Source organism: Bacillus sp. FSL R5-0585, from assembly GCF_038004545.1.
Lineage (GTDB): Bacteria > Bacillota > Bacilli > Bacillales > Bacillaceae_G > Bacillus_A > Bacillus_A cereus.
This window is the reverse complement of record NZ_JBBORJ010000001.1, coordinates 2,168,397-2,184,078: the sequence shown is the minus strand read 5'-3', so window position 1 is coordinate 2,184,078 and position 15,682 is coordinate 2,168,397. Positions and strand designations below refer to the sequence as shown.

The window sequence follows — 15,682 nt, the reverse complement described above, 5'->3', positions numbered from 1 at the left end:
GAGAAGTTTGTTAATTTATTTTGTTTTAGAAATATGTGACTTACTTATAGTTAATGATAAACTCTCATTTTTAAAAATTTAAAATAAAGACCGATTTGTGTAATAATTCAAATATTGTTCATAATTTCACAAGTTGTTTATGAAGTGTCATGTTATGATGAAGATGTAATGATGATTGAACACTTAAATTTGGTACAATAACTAGCCAAAGTAGTGAAGAAAGTAGTTGTGAGATAAACTCATTAAAATGCTAAAACACTAAAGGGGAGATCACATATGAAAGCAGTAGTGGTTAATAAAAACAGCAAAGCAAACATCGAAGTGATTGAAAAAGAATTACGTCCGTTACACTCAGGTGAAGCGTTAGTAGATGTAGAGTATTGTGGAGTTTGCCACACTGATTTACACGTTGCGAATCATGATTTTGGTAACACTGATGGCCGTATTCTTGGTCATGAGGGTGTAGGTATTGTTACGAAAATAGCTGATGATGTTACTTCACTAAAGATAGGTGACCGTGTAAGTATTGCATGGATGTTCCAATCTTGTGGACGTTGTGAATATTGCGTAACTGGTAGAGAAACATTTTGCCGTGAAGTTAAAAACGCTGGTTATTCAGTGGATGGTGGTATGGCTGAACAATGTATCGTTACAGCTGATTATGCGGTAAAAGTACCAGAAGGATTAGATCCTGCTCAAGCATCATCAATTACTTGTGCTGGTGTAACTACATATAAAGCTATTAAAGTATCAGATATTAAACCTAGTCAACCTATTGTAATCTATGGCTGCGGTGGATTAGGTAACTTAGCTATCCAATATGCTAAAAATGTATTTGGTGCAAAGGTAATCGCAGTAGACATTAATGACGACAAATTAGCCTTAGCGAAAGAAGTTGGTGCTGATATGACTATCAATCCAATTTCTCAAGGTCCTGCTGATAAAATTGTGCAAGAGGAGTTTGGTGGCGCTTATGCTGCGGTAGTAACAGCAGTCTCTAAAGTAGCCTTTAACTCAGCAGTTGATGCAGTACGTGCTTGCGGTAAAGTAGTTGCAGTAGGGCTACCAGTAGAAACAATGGACTTAAACATCCCACGACTTGTACTGGATGGAATTGAAGTAGTTGGTTCTCTAGTTGGTACTCGTAAAGATTTGGAAGAGGCGTTTATGTTCGGGGCAGAAGGAAAAGTAGTGCCAGTTGTTCAAACTTGTTCTCTAGATAAAGTACAAAATGTATTCGAAGAAATGGAACAAGGTAGAATTCAAGGGCGTATGGTAATTGATTTTAAAACACATAATTGTGATTGCAAATAATTCACTTTAAATATAAAAAGCATGAGTCTAGCAAAGGACATGTAAAAAAGTTAGACAGCATAAGAAGATGATCCCTGTATTTAATAGGGATCATCTTCTTTATTTTCTACTAATATCGATGCCAATTAATACTTCATTAATGAGAAATGATTAAAGGTTTACTTTATTGGCAAACGAAAAGGAATCTTTATGTTTAACAAATTTTTTATGATCTGGAACGTTTTGAATTGCTACAATTTGCGAATCTCTTGCTTTCAGTGCATCTTGAATCCCGATGGTCATAAGCTTAATAAATAGAATCGTAATAAAGAATGAAGCGAGAGTATAAAAAATAATCCACCATGAAAGATTCATTTCATTACGATTTAATCCAATAAGACCTGCCCAATCATTAGATAGAGAAACAGGTTTGAGCACTCCGTCATAGAGTTCACGCATTTGTATGCCGCCAATTACAATGTTAAGCAGCGCTAAATGGATAACGAGTATGAGTGTTTGGACGATATGTTCCATAAATAATACAAATAAGCGGTCAAGTAATAAGACTCGTAAGTGTTTTTTAATAATATGAAAACGACTAGCCCCCAGTAATTGTGAACTTAAGATGTAATCTTGTTTCATAAATTCATCAACCTCTGAGGATATGTATAAAGAAAGTGTAGGCAGAGCGACGAAAATAAGTACGAGTACTTGATAAAACGTAAATGAAATATTTGGATCTACCCCATCAGCATTTGATGTGATTATAATATTAACGGGCGTGATGAGTATGAATGCGATAAATAGAGTTGGAATGTAATAAAAAACTTCTGAGCATGACTGGAAAAATCTTTTGAGTTTTGGAGCAAATAAACTTAAGAGGATTCCTATACATGTTCCGCATAAAATTCGAAAGAAGCTAATTGCCATGGCTAATAAAATAGTGAATTTTGCTCCTTCTACAATTTGTAAGAAAACAGACTCTCCAAAACGATCAGATCCAAAAGGTGGAATTAACGATGGCGGAAAGGGGGCCTTTCCAAGTAATTCGTTATTGTCATTGTAAAGTAACTGAGGAGGTTTTGGGATGTTATCTTTAAAGAACCAACTATAAATAAAACTAGCTGAAATAAGTATGAATAGATAAGTAAAGCCGATTAAAAAGCGTTTTGATTTCCAAATAGATTTCATAATGATACTCCTTTCAATTGCTTTTTCCATCTATTCATCATGAATGAGACTATTTGGAAAATAGCATAAAATGGTAAAATAATCATAACAAGTATGATAAATGCAGCTGGAGGTGAAACAAACGCCTTATTAAATAAAAATTGAATAATGCCTTCCATATTAAAAACAAATTCTAAAATGAATAAATTAGAAAGTAAGAAAACAAAAATCGTTTTTAAATGGTGGAAGAAGTGGATAGATATATTTTTGAATAAATGAATGCATAGTATATAACTTGATGAAAGGCCTTTTCCATATGCAACCTCTACGTAATGTTTTCCTTGCTCTTCTTTTATGTATAACACCATCATCCGAAACATTTGTAATGTAGGTAAGACAGCTAATGATAAAATAGGGAGTAAATAAGCTCGATTTTCATTAAAGGAAATAATAGTGACAGGAGATTCCCCAAATTTCTGAAGTACCCATATGAAAAAAATTTGCAAACAAATCATCATCATCATATCAGGGACAGCTTCTAATATGAACACAATTCGGTTTATCCATTTTTTTATATAATCTTTTGCTAAAAAATAAAAAAATGCCATGCTAGATGATAAAAAGAGAGCAAGAAAAAAGGCTAAAAATAATATAGTAAATGAATATAGGTAAGGTTCTAAAACAGTTGGAAATAATGGTGTTTTTTTGAAATGGCCAAACTTCGGGTCTGATCCTATAATTACTAATGATTCAGGGGAAAAAAACTGTTTTAACATAGTAACGGTCTGATTAAAAAAATAAATTGGTTGAAAGGTAAATCCTTGTTGAGTGATAAATAAATAAGGTAAATTTAATAATAGTAAGAGTGATAAAAGAATTGATGAAAGCTTAATTGTGAATTGAGATATTTTATTTAACATTAAATCCCTCCGACATCTTTTTACAACATTATACAATAAATTTCGTGTTATTGTTTTTATTTTTCTGAAAAATAAAAATACTTTTCAATTTTATAGTATGCAAGATATATTTACAAGATAAAAAAGTGATAGTAAGGGGCCACGCTCTATATTTATCAAGATAAAAGACTAGTGAACCTAAAACAATAAATATGAGTAAAATGCACAGAATTCTCATTCTGCGGTTAGTTACTTTTCTTGGCTTGATGGTGATGTTACGTGACCGCTAAAAATGAATATTGCTTTTCAACTTTTTCTTCAAGCAAATAAGTAGAACGTATGGAGGATTATGTATGTGTTGTTAATGAGAGGAAAGAGTGTATTGCGTAACGAATATAACGTAATTTTACCGCATGGAAAAGCTAAATTTAGTATATAAGTGAAATGGAATGAGGGGATTTATTTTTGGTATGAAAAAAATTTTCTTTTTATAACTTGATAAATGAAAAAATATTTTATATACTAATTCATGTAAACGGTTTACTAAATCGTATTTTGCTAGTAATGAAGGGAAGATTCGCATGGAAACAAGGGGGAGAGTAATCGGGATTGATATCGGTACCACAAGTACAAAAACGGTTGTGTTCACAGAAAAAGGAAAAGTCATTGCATCACATGCAATCGATTACCCAATTATTCAACCGAATGTAGGATGGGCTGAGCAAGATCCTGATGTAATATGTGCCGCTGTATACAAAAGTGTAAGCGTTGCCATTGAAAAAGGTAATGTATTACCAGAAGATATTTCTTCAATCGGTATTAGTACAGCTATGCACGCATTAATTGCAGTAGATGAAAATGGTGCGCCATTAACGCGTTCTATCATTTGGGCAGATAATCGAAGTACGAAGCAATCAGAAAAATTATTACAACAAATGAATGGGCATGAAATTTATAGACGTACAGGTACACCGATTCATCCGATGTCACCACTTTCTAAATTGTTATGGATGAAAGAAGAGGAACCAGAGTTATATACAAGTGCCTATAAATTCATTTCCATTAAAGAGTATGTGATTTACCAATTATTTTCACGCTACGTAGTTGATTATTCGATTGCTTCTGCTACAGGGTTATTTAATTTAGAAACATTAAACTGGGATGAAGATGTTTTAACTATGTTACATATGTCACCAGAACAATTATCAACCCCTGTACCAACTACATATATTTTATCAGGTATGAAGCCAGAGTTAGCACAGAAGATGGGGATAAGTGCAGAAACACCAATTGTCATCGGAGCAAGTGATGGGGTTCTTGCAAATGTAGGAGTTGGTGCGATATCACCAGGTGCGGCTGCAATTACGATTGGAACGAGTGGTGCGGTTCGAACAATCTCATCAAATATAAATACAGATGAGAAAGGGAGAACGTTTTGTTACGCATTAACAGATGAGCACTGGGTAATCGGTGGTCCAACGAATAACGGCGGAATATTACTGAGATGGTTACGTGATGAATTTGGTAGTCCAGAGCAAGAAGTAGCAAGAAAGCTCGGCATTGATCCTTATGATTTATTAATTAAATATGCAGAAAGCGTACCAGCTGGAGCGGATGGGCTATTGTTCTTACCTTTCTTATCTGGAGAACGCGCACCTTACTGGAATGCAAATGCTCGTGGTACATTCTTTGGAATCAATCTTCAACATAAGCGAGAACATTTTATACGTGCAGTGATGGAAGGTGTTTGTATGAGTGTATATTCAGTAGCACTCGCAATCAGGGATTGTACAGGGCCACTTACTGAAATACGAGTTTCAGGAGGGTTTGCAAAATCTGCATTTTGGAGACAAATGTTGTCCGATATGATGGGAAAAGAATTGCTTGTACCTGAAAGTCATGAAGCATCTGCGCTTGGGGCAGCGGCAGTTGCTTTATATGCTGTAGGAAAAATTGATTCTCTTGAAGAGGTAAAGGATTGGATTGATATTGTCCATCACCATGTACCGAATAAAGAAAATACGGCTATATATTTAGAAATGTTTTATATGTATGAACGACTTTACAATCGCTTGAAAGAAGAATTTGATTGTATAGCTGCTTTCCAACGTAAACAATAGGGGGATTGGGAGAAATGGTAGTTGGGATCGTACTAGCGGCAGTTGTCATACTACTTTTACTTATTACGGTAGTAAAATGGCATCCATTTGTCGCATTAATTTTAACAGCAATTGGTGTAGGATTAGCAATGGGAATGCCTTTAATTGGAACTTCACCAAAAGATCCAGGGATTATTGATTCTATTAAACTAGGGCTTGGTAATACATTAGGGTTTTTAGCAATAGTTTTAGCACTAGGAACGATGCTTGGAAAAATGATGGCCGAATCTGGTGGTGCTGAACGTATCGCTAACACATTAATTAATCGTTTTGGGAAGAAAAGAGTTCACTGGGCGATGATGTTCGTTGCATTTTTAGTAGGGATTCCGGTATTTTTCCAAGTTGGATTTGTACTATTAATTCCGTTAGTATTTACAATTGCGTTAGAAACTGGGGTATCACTTATTACAATTGGTATTCCGCTAGTAGCAGGACTGTCAGTCGTACACGGACTTGTTCCACCGCATCCAGCGGCAATGGCGGCAGTTGGTATTTTTAAAGCAGATGTAGGGAAGACAATTTTATATGCGTTAATTGTCGGACTTCCAACTGCAATTATTTCAGGTCCACTTTACGGGAAATGGATTGGTGCTCGTATACATAAGGAAGTACCATTAGATATAGCGGAGCAATTTGTTGAAAAAGATAATAAAAAAGAGCTTCCTAGCTTTTGGAATACATTGTTTACAATTTTACTTCCAGTATTTCTTATGCTTGGTGCATCAATAGCAGAAGTTGCATTAAATAAAACAAGTCAACTAGCACAAGTATTACACTTTATTGGAGATCCGATTGTGGCTTTATTAATTGCAACCATTTACTCTTTCTTTAGTCTTGGATATGCAAAAGGTTTCTCAAAAGATAAAGTGTTACAATTTACAAATGATTGCCTTGGACCTATTGCAAACATATTGTTAGTGATTGGTGCAGGCGGCGCATTTAATAAAGTATTATTAGATTCTGGAATTGGAACGACAATTGCAGATATGGCGAAAGAATCACATATTTCACCGATATTATTAGGGTGGGGAATTGCGGCACTAATCCGAATTGCAACTGGATCGGCAACTGTTTCTATGATGACAGCAGCTGGTATTGTTGCGCCGATTGCAGCAAGCACACCAGGTGTAAATGTTGAATTATTAGCACTTGCAACTGGTGCAGGGTCATTAATTTTATCACACGTGAATGATTCAGGATTTTGGATGATTAAAGAGTATTTCGGAATGACTGTGAAAGAAACATTATTAACATGGACTGCAATGGAGACTATATTATCTGTAGTAGCACTTGGGCTAATTTCGATATTAAATATATTTGTATAGAATAGGAGATTGATTAATATGAAACTAGGTTTAATTGGATTAGGAAAAATGGGATTTCCATTAGCTGAACACTTATATGAAGACAAGCATGAAGTAGTTGTATACGATGTAAATAAAGAGCTTGTTGAAAAGGCAGGAAAACTAGGAATTACTGCACGTCATACATTAAAAGAAATGATTGCTGAACTAGAAGCTCCTCGTACAATTTGGGTAATGGTGCCTGCAGGAGAAGTTGTAGAGTCAGTACTAAAAGATGTATATCCATTATTAGATGAAGGTGATATCGTTATTGAAGGCGGAAATTCATTCTATAAAGATACGTTACGCCGTGCTGAAGAAGCAAAAAGCTTCGGATTACATTATGTAGATATCGGTACATCAGGCGGTGTAGAAGGAGCTAGATACGGTGCTTGCTTAATGGTTGGTGGAGAAAAAGAAATTTACGACCAATTAGAACCTTTATTTAAAGATTTAGCAGTAGAAAATGGCTATTCTTATGCTGGCCGTGTTGGTAGTGGTCATTTCTTAAAAATGGTTCATAACGGTATTGAGTACGGCATGATGCAAGCAATCGCTGAAGGATTTGAAGTACTAGATAAGAGTGACTTTGATTTCAATTATGAAGATGTTGCAAAAGTATGGGCTAACGGATCAGTTATCCGTGGTTGGTTAATGGACTTAACTGAAAAAGCATTTGCAGAAGATCCGAAACTAGATGGCATTAAAGGTGTAATGAACTCTTCAGGAGAAGGAAAATGGACTGTTGAAACTGCACTTGAACTTCAAGCTGCAGCACCAGTTATCGCTATGTCATTATTTATGCGCTATCGTTCTCAGGAAGATGATACATTCCATGGAAAAGTAGTTTCAGCACTACGTAATCAGTTCGGTGGACATGAAGTTGTGAAAAAATAAGGATGTTTTTGAAAAGAAACTTGTGCATAAGCGCAAGTTTCTTTTTTATAGTTTAAGAAACTACTAATTTAAAAATACCAATCAATCATCGTTTTTTTTGTCACAAATGACACTAACCTCCTCTTAGACTTTGAAATGTACGGATTCCCGCATTATGTTTTTTGTATTGATTGTATCAAATATAAAGCGCTGCATGAAATATGTCCCAACATAAAAGTAAGAATAAATAAAATGAAGTTTTCATAAATAGTAAAAGGGTGCTTATGTCATCAGTATAGCTAAGAAGTGTTGTTACATATGAGAAGAGCGTGTTAATAAAATATGAGGTGGTTAAATGGGAAATGAGCAAGTGAAGTCTGTAAAGGAAGAAAAAAAGTTATGTCTTTGTATGATCGTTAAAAATGAGTCTAGAATTATGGAAAGATGTTTAAATGCAACAAAATCAATTGTAGACTTTGTTTCTATTTGTGATACTGGATCGACGGATAATACGCCTGAAATTATTGAAAATTGGTGTAAGGAAAATGAGATACCTGGGACGGTTCATCATGAGCCGTTTAAAAACTTTGGTTATAACAGAAGCTTAGCTGTTTCGTTAGCGCAAAAAACATACCCAGAAGCAGATTATTTATTAATATTAGATGCGGATATGATTTTAGAGGTTGATCCGAATTTCGATAAAACGAGCTTAACGGAAGATCATTATCTTACATTACAATATGATGTTCATATTAAATATTGGCTTACACGTCTTTTAAAAGCTTCTTTACCATGGAAATCTGTCGGTGTTACTCATGAGTATTGGGATATAGATCGTTCAAAAGTTGGAGCGAATTACAATACGAGGGTAGCTCGGTTAGAGACTCTTGTCGTGAATGATCCCGGAGATGGCGGGAGCAAAGCTGATAAATTTGAAAGAGATGAGAGGTTGTTGTTACAGGGAATAAACGACCCAGAAACAACGCCAGATTTGCATATAAGATATTTATTTTATTTAGCTCAGACTTATTTTCATTTAAGTCAATTTGAGAATTCAATTAAATGGTATAAAAAACGTGTGGAAGCAGGAGGATGGGTTGAAGAGGTATTCTATTCGTTATTGCGAATAGGATTTTGTTATGAGCAGTTAGCAAATCGTTCAGCAAATAAACAAAATGAAGTGACAGATGCTGATGAAAAAGAAACTGTTAAAGGGCAAGAAGAGCAATATTTAGCGTTAGCTGTTTTTTATTTTCAAAAAGCTTGGGAATATAGACCAACCCGGGCTGAACCATTATACCAACTTGCAAGGTTGTATCGATTACGATCTCAAAACAATATTGCTTTGATGTATGCTCTGCAAGGGAAGGAAATTCCTTTTCCAAAGGATGATCTACTATTTGTAGATTATCATGTGTATGATTACTTATTTGACTATGAAATTTCTATTAGTGCTTTCTATATACCTCATAAAAAACATTTAGGGGCGGTGTCGCAAAAGTATTTGGAATCGATAAAAGAAAAGATTCCATTTCATATAGCAAATATAGTAGAGAATAATGCGAAATTTTATTAAATACATTTTCGATTAAAGGAGTAGTGGAGTAATCATGGAATTAATACGATGGGCGATTGAACTAGGAGAATCGGTGCATGGAAATACGTATGAAGAATTGATGCCACTACTAGACTATTATTATGATCGTGATCATTTAAAAGCGTATTGTATTGCAAATCTTCTTTTAAACATGGATGTATTAGATGAGGACCGGGAAAGAATCGAATTAAGAAGATGCATCGCTGCTTATTATGCTGGATTATATAAAGTAGCAAGAAAACATGCAAATGAGTTGGTACTTAAACATCCGGATGTAGATCTATATAAAAATAATTTAAGATTAATGGAAGTTTATTTGAATAAAGAATATGATTATTGTCTTTTTATATGCCCAAAGACATACGGTAGTTTCATAGATGTTGCGCGAGCTTTAAAGTGGAGGTTGGAGCAGGAGGGAAATACAGTAATTATATCAGAAACAATACTGGAAAATGTAAAGAATACAGTTGTTTTTGGAGCACATACATACGCATATAACCCGAACCTTCTTCCGAAAGATGCAATTGTTTATAATTTAGAACAGCTATACGAAGGAAGTCCATATGCGCACCCCCTTTATTTAATATTATTAAAAGATAGAGTGATTTGGGATTATAGTAAACAAAATATAGAATGGCTTAAACAAAAAGGGGTAGGAAAAGAAATAAAACATGTAGAAATGAACTACGCTCCAACTTTGGAAATAAAAAAAGATGCGTTTGAAGATGAGATTATTGAAGATATTGATATTCTGTTTATTGGTGCTCTTAATCCGAGGCGACAAGCTATTTTTGATCATCTAAAAGCGATTGCCCCGAATTTAAATATAGTTTTTAAAAATAATGCGTGGGGAATTGTTAGAAATGAATTGATTGCTAGAGCTAAAATTATATTAAATATTCATTTTTATTTATCAGGAATTCTTGAAACACCTCGCGTGTCTTATGCAGTCGCAAATAAGAAATTTATTATTTCCGAAAATAGTAATCCAGAAGATGAGGTAGAGTGGCCAGGAATTGTGTTTACTCCGTACGAAAAAATAATTGAAAACGTAATGAAATATATAGAATTACCAGAAGAACGGAAAAGATTAGCGGAAAAAGCATATAATCATTTTGAAGCAAATGAAAGTTTAGGTACATTGAGCATGAGAGATGAAACAAAGTAATTGTACAAAACTCATACGAAAGTATGAGTTCTTTTTTGTTTATCATACTATTTTATGAAACAAGTTAACTCTTTATATTGTGTTTTGTATAGAAATTTCTGATAATATATAAGTAGAACTTGAAAACAAAGGGGAGAAATAATCATGAAACTAGTCGTTATTAACGGTACACCAAGAAAATTTGGTCGAACTCGTGTGGTGGCAAAATATATTGCGGATCAATTTGAAGGGGAATTATATGATTTAGCAATTGAGGAGTTACCTTTATACAATGGAGAAGAGTCACAACGTGATTTAGAGGCAGTAAAAAAATTAAAAACGTTAGTGAAAGCTGCGGATGGGGTTGTATTATGTACACCAGAATATCATAATGCGATGAGCGGTGCGCTGAAAAACTCTTTAGATTACTTAAGTAGTAGTGAATTTATTCATAAACCAGTTGCGTTGTTAGCGGTTGCTGGTGGCGGTAAAGGTGGAATAAATGCATTAAACAGCATGCGAACGGTCGCTAGAGGTGTTTATGCAAATGCAATTCCAAAACAAGTTGTGCTTGATGGATTACATGTGCAAGATGGTGAACTTGGGGAAGATGCAAAACCATTAATTCATGATGTAGTTAAAGAATTAAAAGCATATATGAGCGTATATAAAGAGGTGAAAAAACAACTAGGAGTGGAGTGATATGTCCTCACTTTATCATGATTCTCGCTTGTATTACATTCTAGGAGCCAATAGTCTATCTGCTATTGGTTCCGGAATTGTTATGATAACGATTCCTTGGCTGTTAATTAAAGAGAGTGGAGGAGAGACAACATTTGGTTATGTTTCTATCATTGCAACCCTCATTATGTTTTTATTAACACCATTCATTGGGCAAAGTATTGATCGTTTTTCAAGAAAATCTTTATTGCTATGTAACGAAGGAATCGGAATAGCCGTAATCGGAATAATGGTTATATGGGGATTTGCTGGGCAACCTTATCATTCTATTCACTATATTCTTATTTATATAGCCGGATCATTCTACTATTTATTGTTTTATCCTACAATATTTGCGTTCAACCAAGAGATATTTCAAGCAGAACATTATAAAAGTTTAAGTGGAACGATGGAAATACAAGGACAGTTAACACAAGTTATTTCTGGAGCGGCTGCGAGCTTCTTAATTGAAATTGTATCTTTGAAGTGGATTTTGTTAGTAGACATGTTAACTTTTGCTGGAGCATTTTTTCTTTTCTTATGTATACCGTACGTAAAGAAAAAAGAAGTGAAAAGAAAAATAACATTTAAGAAGCAATTGTTTGAAGGAATTCACTTTATGAAAAAACGTCCTAAGCTCTTTTGGTTCTTACTGGCCACTTATATGCCGTTTATAGGTGTTATGATGGCAAATTATTTAATACCAGTTTATATTTCGGATATACTAAAAGCCAATGCCTCTGTATACGCAATAGAGGGGATGATGTACGGTGTTGGAGCGGTTGTTGCAGGAATCTGTATTCCACTCATAATGAAATATATCAAAACAGAAGTTTCAATCGTTATGACGATGTTCATTTATGTAATTTCAATTACCGCAATGATTATTGAACCTTCCGTAATTTTCTTATATGGACTTGCAATTTTTCATGCAGTTGGAAATGCGGGTACAAGAGTGGCGAGAAATGTATTGATGATGGAGGAAATTCCAAACGAAGTAATGGGACGTGTAGACAGCTTATTTCGCCTAATTGGTACTGGAATACGAATTGTATTATTAATGCTGTTTACAGCGGGTGTATCTAAAGCCGGAGTAGTGCTTCCGTTTTACATATTAAGCTGCATATTGATCTTCTCATTAGGAATCGCTATTTATTATGTACTATCACAACGTAAAGTAGCGACGAATGTTTCTAATAAATCAATCGTTTAAAAAAACACTTCTGCCGCCCTTTCTTTTTCTGTATAATAAAAAGAAAGGGAGTGCAAACTTATTTATGAACAAATGGATCTTTCTTATCATTTTATTATTACCGCCACTATACATCATTTATATGACGTTTAGAATGAACAAAGTTGCTCGTGAAAAGTTGAGCTATCACTCTCCGTACGTTCTTATACTGGGTGCAAAGTTATTTGGAGATAGACCGTCTTTATCTCTTCAAAATCGTTTGGATGTAGCGTTGGAGTATTTATTTTCCCATCCTGAATCGAAAGTAATTGTTTCAGGTGGTCAAGGAGAAGATGAAGATATACCGGAAGCTCACAGCATGAGAAACTATTTAATGGCGCGCGGTATAGATGAGAGTCGTATTTTAATAGAAGATCAATCTACAAATACGTATGAAAACTTAAAGTTTAGTATGGATTTATATAATGTGAAACATGCAGTAGTTGTAAGTAATACGTATCATTTATATCGAACGAAAATAATTGCAAAGCGTTTAGGCATGAAGATGGAGGCATTAGCTGCTGAAACACCAATTCGTTCTAAGAGAAAAATGTATGTTCGCGAATATGCTGCTATTATGAAAACAATATTGTTCGACCGTTAGAGCTCAAATGTGAGCTCTTTTTTAATTTAAAAGCGTATCATTTGAAATGAATGCCATATTCCATCAAAATAAAGGAAACAACATTAAAGGAGTTGTATTTGTGATTCAATTTAATCATGTGTCAAAATCGTATGAAGATGGCACGAAAGCAGTGGATTCATTGCATTTAGAAATTAAAAAGGGAGAATTTTTTGTTCTCATCGGTCCGAGTGGATGCGGGAAAACAACGACAATGAAGATGATTAATCGTTTAATCGAAACGACTGAAGGATCGATTTTAATCGATGGAAAAGATATTCAACAATATAATATAAACGAATTACGTTGGGATATAGGATACGTGTTGCAACAGATTGCTTTGTTTCCTCATATGACAATTGCTGAAAATATTGCAATTGTTCCTGAAATGAGGCAATGGAGCAAAAAAGAAATTAAAGCACGCGTCGATGAATTGTTACATATGGTTGGATTAGATCCGGATATTTATCGAAATCGTATGCCTGATGAATTGTCAGGAGGACAAAAACAACGTGTCGGTGTCGTGCGAGCATTAGCTGCAAACCCGAAAATCGTTCTTATGGATGAACCATTTAGTGCGTTAGATCCATTAAGTAGGGAACAGCTTCAGAAGGATATTGTACAGTTGCAAAAAAAGATTCAAAAAACAATCGTATTTGTAACACATGATATGCAAGAAGCATTATCACTTGGAGATCGCATTTGTATTATGAAAGAAGGAAAAGTGGTTCAACTAGATACACCAGAAGGAATTATACATAATCCGAAAAATGAATTTGTAGAGGAGTTTATTGGAAATCGCGGACGAACTTGGTATCAGGGGAAAAGTATAGCAGATGTATTGCCGCTTGATCAAAGTGTGCAATTAGAAGGGCAGGCGCTATCATTACATTCTTCTTTACAAGAAGCGTTAGTTCGTGTGCGTGATGAGGAGGTCGTTCCAGTTGAAAAAAACGGTCAATATATTGGAGCGTTAACAAGTCGTCATATTGTCAATTACATTGTTGAACAAATGAAGGAAAGAGGCTAAACAGTGACTAATTTTATACAAACGTTCCAAGAACGAAAAATAGAATTACTAACTGCATTAAGTGAGCATTTACAAATATCGCTTATTTCATTATTTTTTGCAGTAATTATAGCGGTGCCACTTGGCATCTTATTAACAAGAAAAGAACGAATGGCTGAATTTATAATAGGAACTTCTGCAGTAATGCAGACAGTGCCATCACTTGCATTACTCGGACTATTAATTCCATTAGTAGGAATCGGAAAACTTCCAGCGATTATCGCATTAGTTGTGTATGCACTATTACCTATTTTACGAAATACATATACAGGAATAAGGGAATTAGATGAATCTCTAATAGAAGCCGCGAAAGCTATGGGGATGAATAGTTGGAGAAGATTGTGGAAGGTAGAACTTCCTCTTGCATTGCCTATCATTATGGCCGGTATTCGTACAGCGATGGTATTAATTGTTGGAACGGCTACATTAGCAGCTCTCATTGGTGCTGGTGGGCTCGGTAAGCTTATACTATTAGGTATAGATCGAAATGATCATGCACTTATCATTTTAGGGGCCGTACCAGCCGCGTTACTCGCTTTATTCTTTGATATAGTACTTCGCATACTTGAACGACCGAAACGCTCTTCTAAGCGTGTTATATTGACGATATGTATTGTTTGTATAATGATTGCTTCTCCATTTCTTTGGAGTACAGAAAAGAAAGATATTGTTATTGCGGGCAAACTTGGATCAGAACCTGAAATTTTAATTCAAATGTATAAGCAGCTTATTGAACAAGATACAGATTTACACGTACAATTAAAACCAGGTCTTGGAAAAACAGCATTTGTATTTGAAGCGTTGAAATCAGGGGAAGTAGATATATACCCAGAATTTTCAGGAACAGCTTTATCTACTTTCGTGAAAGAAGAACCAAAGAGTACAAATCGTGATGAAGTATATGAGCAGGCTCGCATTGGAATGGAAAAGAAATATAATATGATTATGTTGAAGCCAATGGAGTATAACAATACATATGCACTAGCTATGCCGAAAAAAATAGCAGATCAAAAGAATATAAATACAATTTCTGATTTAGGGAATGTTGCGCAGGAAGCTAAAGTAGGATTTACATTGGAATTTGCTGATCGTGAAGATGGTTATAAAGGAATGCAAAAATTATATAACTATAAGTTCTCGAATGTTAAAACGATGGAGCCGAAGCTGCGTTATAGCGCAATTGAATCTGGAGATGTTAACGTAATTGATGCATATTCAACAGATAGTGAATTGGAGCAATACGGACTGAAAGTGCTAAAAGATGATAAAGGGTTATTCCCACCTTATCAAGGAGCACCATTATTAAGAAAAGAAACGTTACAGAAATATCCTGAACTTGAAAAGGTATTAAATAAATTATCTGGAAAGATTACAGATGAAGAAATGCGAAAAATGAATTATGAAGTTAACGTAAATGGTAAAAGTAGTGAAGAAGTCGCAAAACAATTTTTACAAAAAGAGAAGTTACTTCGTTAAATTTACAAGAAATATACAAATTTATATGTTTGAAATGACCGTTCATTACAAAATGAGCGGTTTTTTTGTGCATACTTATA

The 15,682-nt window shown here is 34.6% G+C and carries 13 protein-coding genes and 1 pseudogene; 11 read left to right on the top strand and 3 right to left on the bottom strand.

What is annotated here, in order from left to right; genetic code table 11:
- Positions 1-276: 276 nt before the first annotated feature.
- Positions 277-1,314, top strand: a complete 1,038-nt coding sequence (gene adhP / locus MKY38_RS11125; RefSeq protein ID WP_070179276.1) for an alcohol dehydrogenase AdhP — start codon at positions 277-279, stop codon at positions 1,312-1,314.
- 150 nt (positions 1,315-1,464) lie between these two features.
- On the opposite strand, the gene MKY38_RS11120 is transcribed toward adhP, so the two are convergent.
- Complete coding sequence (locus MKY38_RS11120) at positions 1,465-2,484, bottom strand: ABC transporter permease (protein ID WP_000836565.1); 1,020 nt, start codon at positions 2,482-2,484, stop codon at positions 1,465-1,467.
- On the bottom strand, positions 2,481-3,383 hold the full coding sequence (locus tag MKY38_RS11115; protein WP_070179275.1) for an ABC transporter permease subunit: 903 nt from the start codon (positions 3,381-3,383) through the stop codon (positions 2,481-2,483). Before MKY38_RS11115 ends, MKY38_RS11120 begins: the two co-directional genes overlap by 4 nt.
- A gap of 560 nt (positions 3,384-3,943) precedes the next feature.
- On the opposite strand from MKY38_RS11115, the gene gntK reads away from it, so the two are divergent.
- Genes gntK through gnd form a run of 3 tightly spaced genes read left to right on the top strand, consistent with a single transcriptional unit; the run spans position 3,944 to position 7,761 of the window.
- A complete protein-coding gene (gene gntK / locus MKY38_RS11110) occupies positions 3,944-5,482 on the top strand; it encodes a gluconokinase (protein ID WP_000449999.1) in 1,539 nt (512 codons plus the stop codon).
- Positions 5,483-5,496: 14 nt separating this feature from the next.
- Positions 5,497-6,846, top strand: coding sequence for a GntP family permease (locus tag MKY38_RS11105; protein ID WP_000260208.1), 1,350 nt, complete (start codon positions 5,497-5,499; stop codon positions 6,844-6,846).
- An 18-nt stretch (positions 6,847-6,864) separates the two neighbouring features.
- On the top strand, positions 6,865-7,761 hold the full coding sequence (gnd, locus tag MKY38_RS11100) for a phosphogluconate dehydrogenase (NAD(+)-dependent, decarboxylating) (protein WP_000765995.1): 897 nt from the start codon (positions 6,865-6,867) through the stop codon (positions 7,759-7,761).
- Between the two features lie 115 nt (positions 7,762-7,876).
- Here gnd and MKY38_RS11095 read toward each other — a convergent pair.
- Positions 7,877-7,956: pseudogene (locus tag MKY38_RS11095) on the bottom strand (DUF2711 domain-containing protein); the annotation flags it as partial.
- Between the two features lie 139 nt (positions 7,957-8,095).
- Between MKY38_RS11095 and MKY38_RS11090 the strand changes: the two are divergent.
- The 7 genes from MKY38_RS11090 (at position 8,096) to MKY38_RS11060 (ending at position 15,602) form a co-directional block, all read left to right on the top strand.
- Positions 8,096-9,316 (top strand): glycosyltransferase, encoded by a 1,221-nt coding sequence (locus MKY38_RS11090; RefSeq protein WP_000526219.1) that lies wholly within the window; start codon positions 8,096-8,098, stop codon positions 9,314-9,316.
- Positions 9,317-9,350: 34 nt separating this feature from the next.
- Positions 9,351-10,505, top strand: coding sequence for a hypothetical protein (locus MKY38_RS11085; RefSeq protein ID WP_000420431.1), 1,155 nt, complete (start codon positions 9,351-9,353; stop codon positions 10,503-10,505).
- 144 nt (positions 10,506-10,649) lie between these two features.
- The gene (locus MKY38_RS11080; protein ID WP_000780355.1) at positions 10,650-11,186 is read left to right on the top strand and encodes an NADPH-dependent FMN reductase; all 537 of its coding nucleotides are present in this window, start codon (positions 10,650-10,652) and stop codon (positions 11,184-11,186) included.
- 1 nt (position 11,187) lies between these two features.
- Entirely contained in the window at positions 11,188-12,417 is a 1,230-nt protein-coding gene (locus tag MKY38_RS11075; protein ID WP_048558280.1) for an MFS transporter, read from the top strand.
- A 64-nt stretch (positions 12,418-12,481) separates the two neighbouring features.
- Positions 12,482-13,039 carry a YdcF family protein gene (locus tag MKY38_RS11070; RefSeq protein WP_048558290.1) on the top strand — a complete coding sequence of 186 codons (558 nt, stop codon included), beginning with the start codon at positions 12,482-12,484 and terminating at the stop codon, positions 13,037-13,039.
- A gap of 100 nt (positions 13,040-13,139) precedes the next feature.
- A complete protein-coding gene (locus tag MKY38_RS11065; RefSeq protein WP_000614069.1) occupies positions 13,140-14,087 on the top strand; it encodes an ABC transporter ATP-binding protein in 948 nt (315 codons plus the stop codon).
- A 3-nt stretch (positions 14,088-14,090) separates the two neighbouring features.
- Positions 14,091-15,602 carry an ABC transporter permease/substrate-binding protein gene (locus tag MKY38_RS11060; RefSeq protein WP_000181014.1) on the top strand — a complete coding sequence of 504 codons (1,512 nt, stop codon included), beginning with the start codon at positions 14,091-14,093 and terminating at the stop codon, positions 15,600-15,602.
- Positions 15,603-15,682: the final 80 nt, after the last annotated feature.

Coding starts and splice junctions, on each gene's coding strand:
- adhP (WP_070179276.1), top strand. CDS start 277: ATGAAAGCAGTAGTGGTTAATAAAAACAGCAAAGCAAACATCGAAGTG.
- MKY38_RS11120 (WP_000836565.1), bottom strand. CDS start 2,484: ATGAAATCTATTTGGAAATCAAAACGCTTTTTAATCGGCTTTACTTAT.
- MKY38_RS11115 (WP_070179275.1), bottom strand. CDS start 3,383: ATGTTAAATAAAATATCTCAATTCACAATTAAGCTTTCATCAATTCTT.
- gntK (WP_000449999.1), top strand. CDS start 3,944: ATGGAAACAAGGGGGAGAGTAATCGGGATTGATATCGGTACCACAAGT.
- MKY38_RS11105 (WP_000260208.1), top strand. CDS start 5,497: ATGGTAGTTGGGATCGTACTAGCGGCAGTTGTCATACTACTTTTACTT.
- gnd (WP_000765995.1), top strand. CDS start 6,865: ATGAAACTAGGTTTAATTGGATTAGGAAAAATGGGATTTCCATTAGCT.
- MKY38_RS11090 (WP_000526219.1), top strand. CDS start 8,096: ATGGGAAATGAGCAAGTGAAGTCTGTAAAGGAAGAAAAAAAGTTATGT.
- MKY38_RS11085 (WP_000420431.1), top strand. CDS start 9,351: ATGGAATTAATACGATGGGCGATTGAACTAGGAGAATCGGTGCATGGA.
- MKY38_RS11080 (WP_000780355.1), top strand. CDS start 10,650: ATGAAACTAGTCGTTATTAACGGTACACCAAGAAAATTTGGTCGAACT.
- MKY38_RS11075 (WP_048558280.1), top strand. CDS start 11,188: ATGTCCTCACTTTATCATGATTCTCGCTTGTATTACATTCTAGGAGCC.
- MKY38_RS11070 (WP_048558290.1), top strand. CDS start 12,482: ATGAACAAATGGATCTTTCTTATCATTTTATTATTACCGCCACTATAC.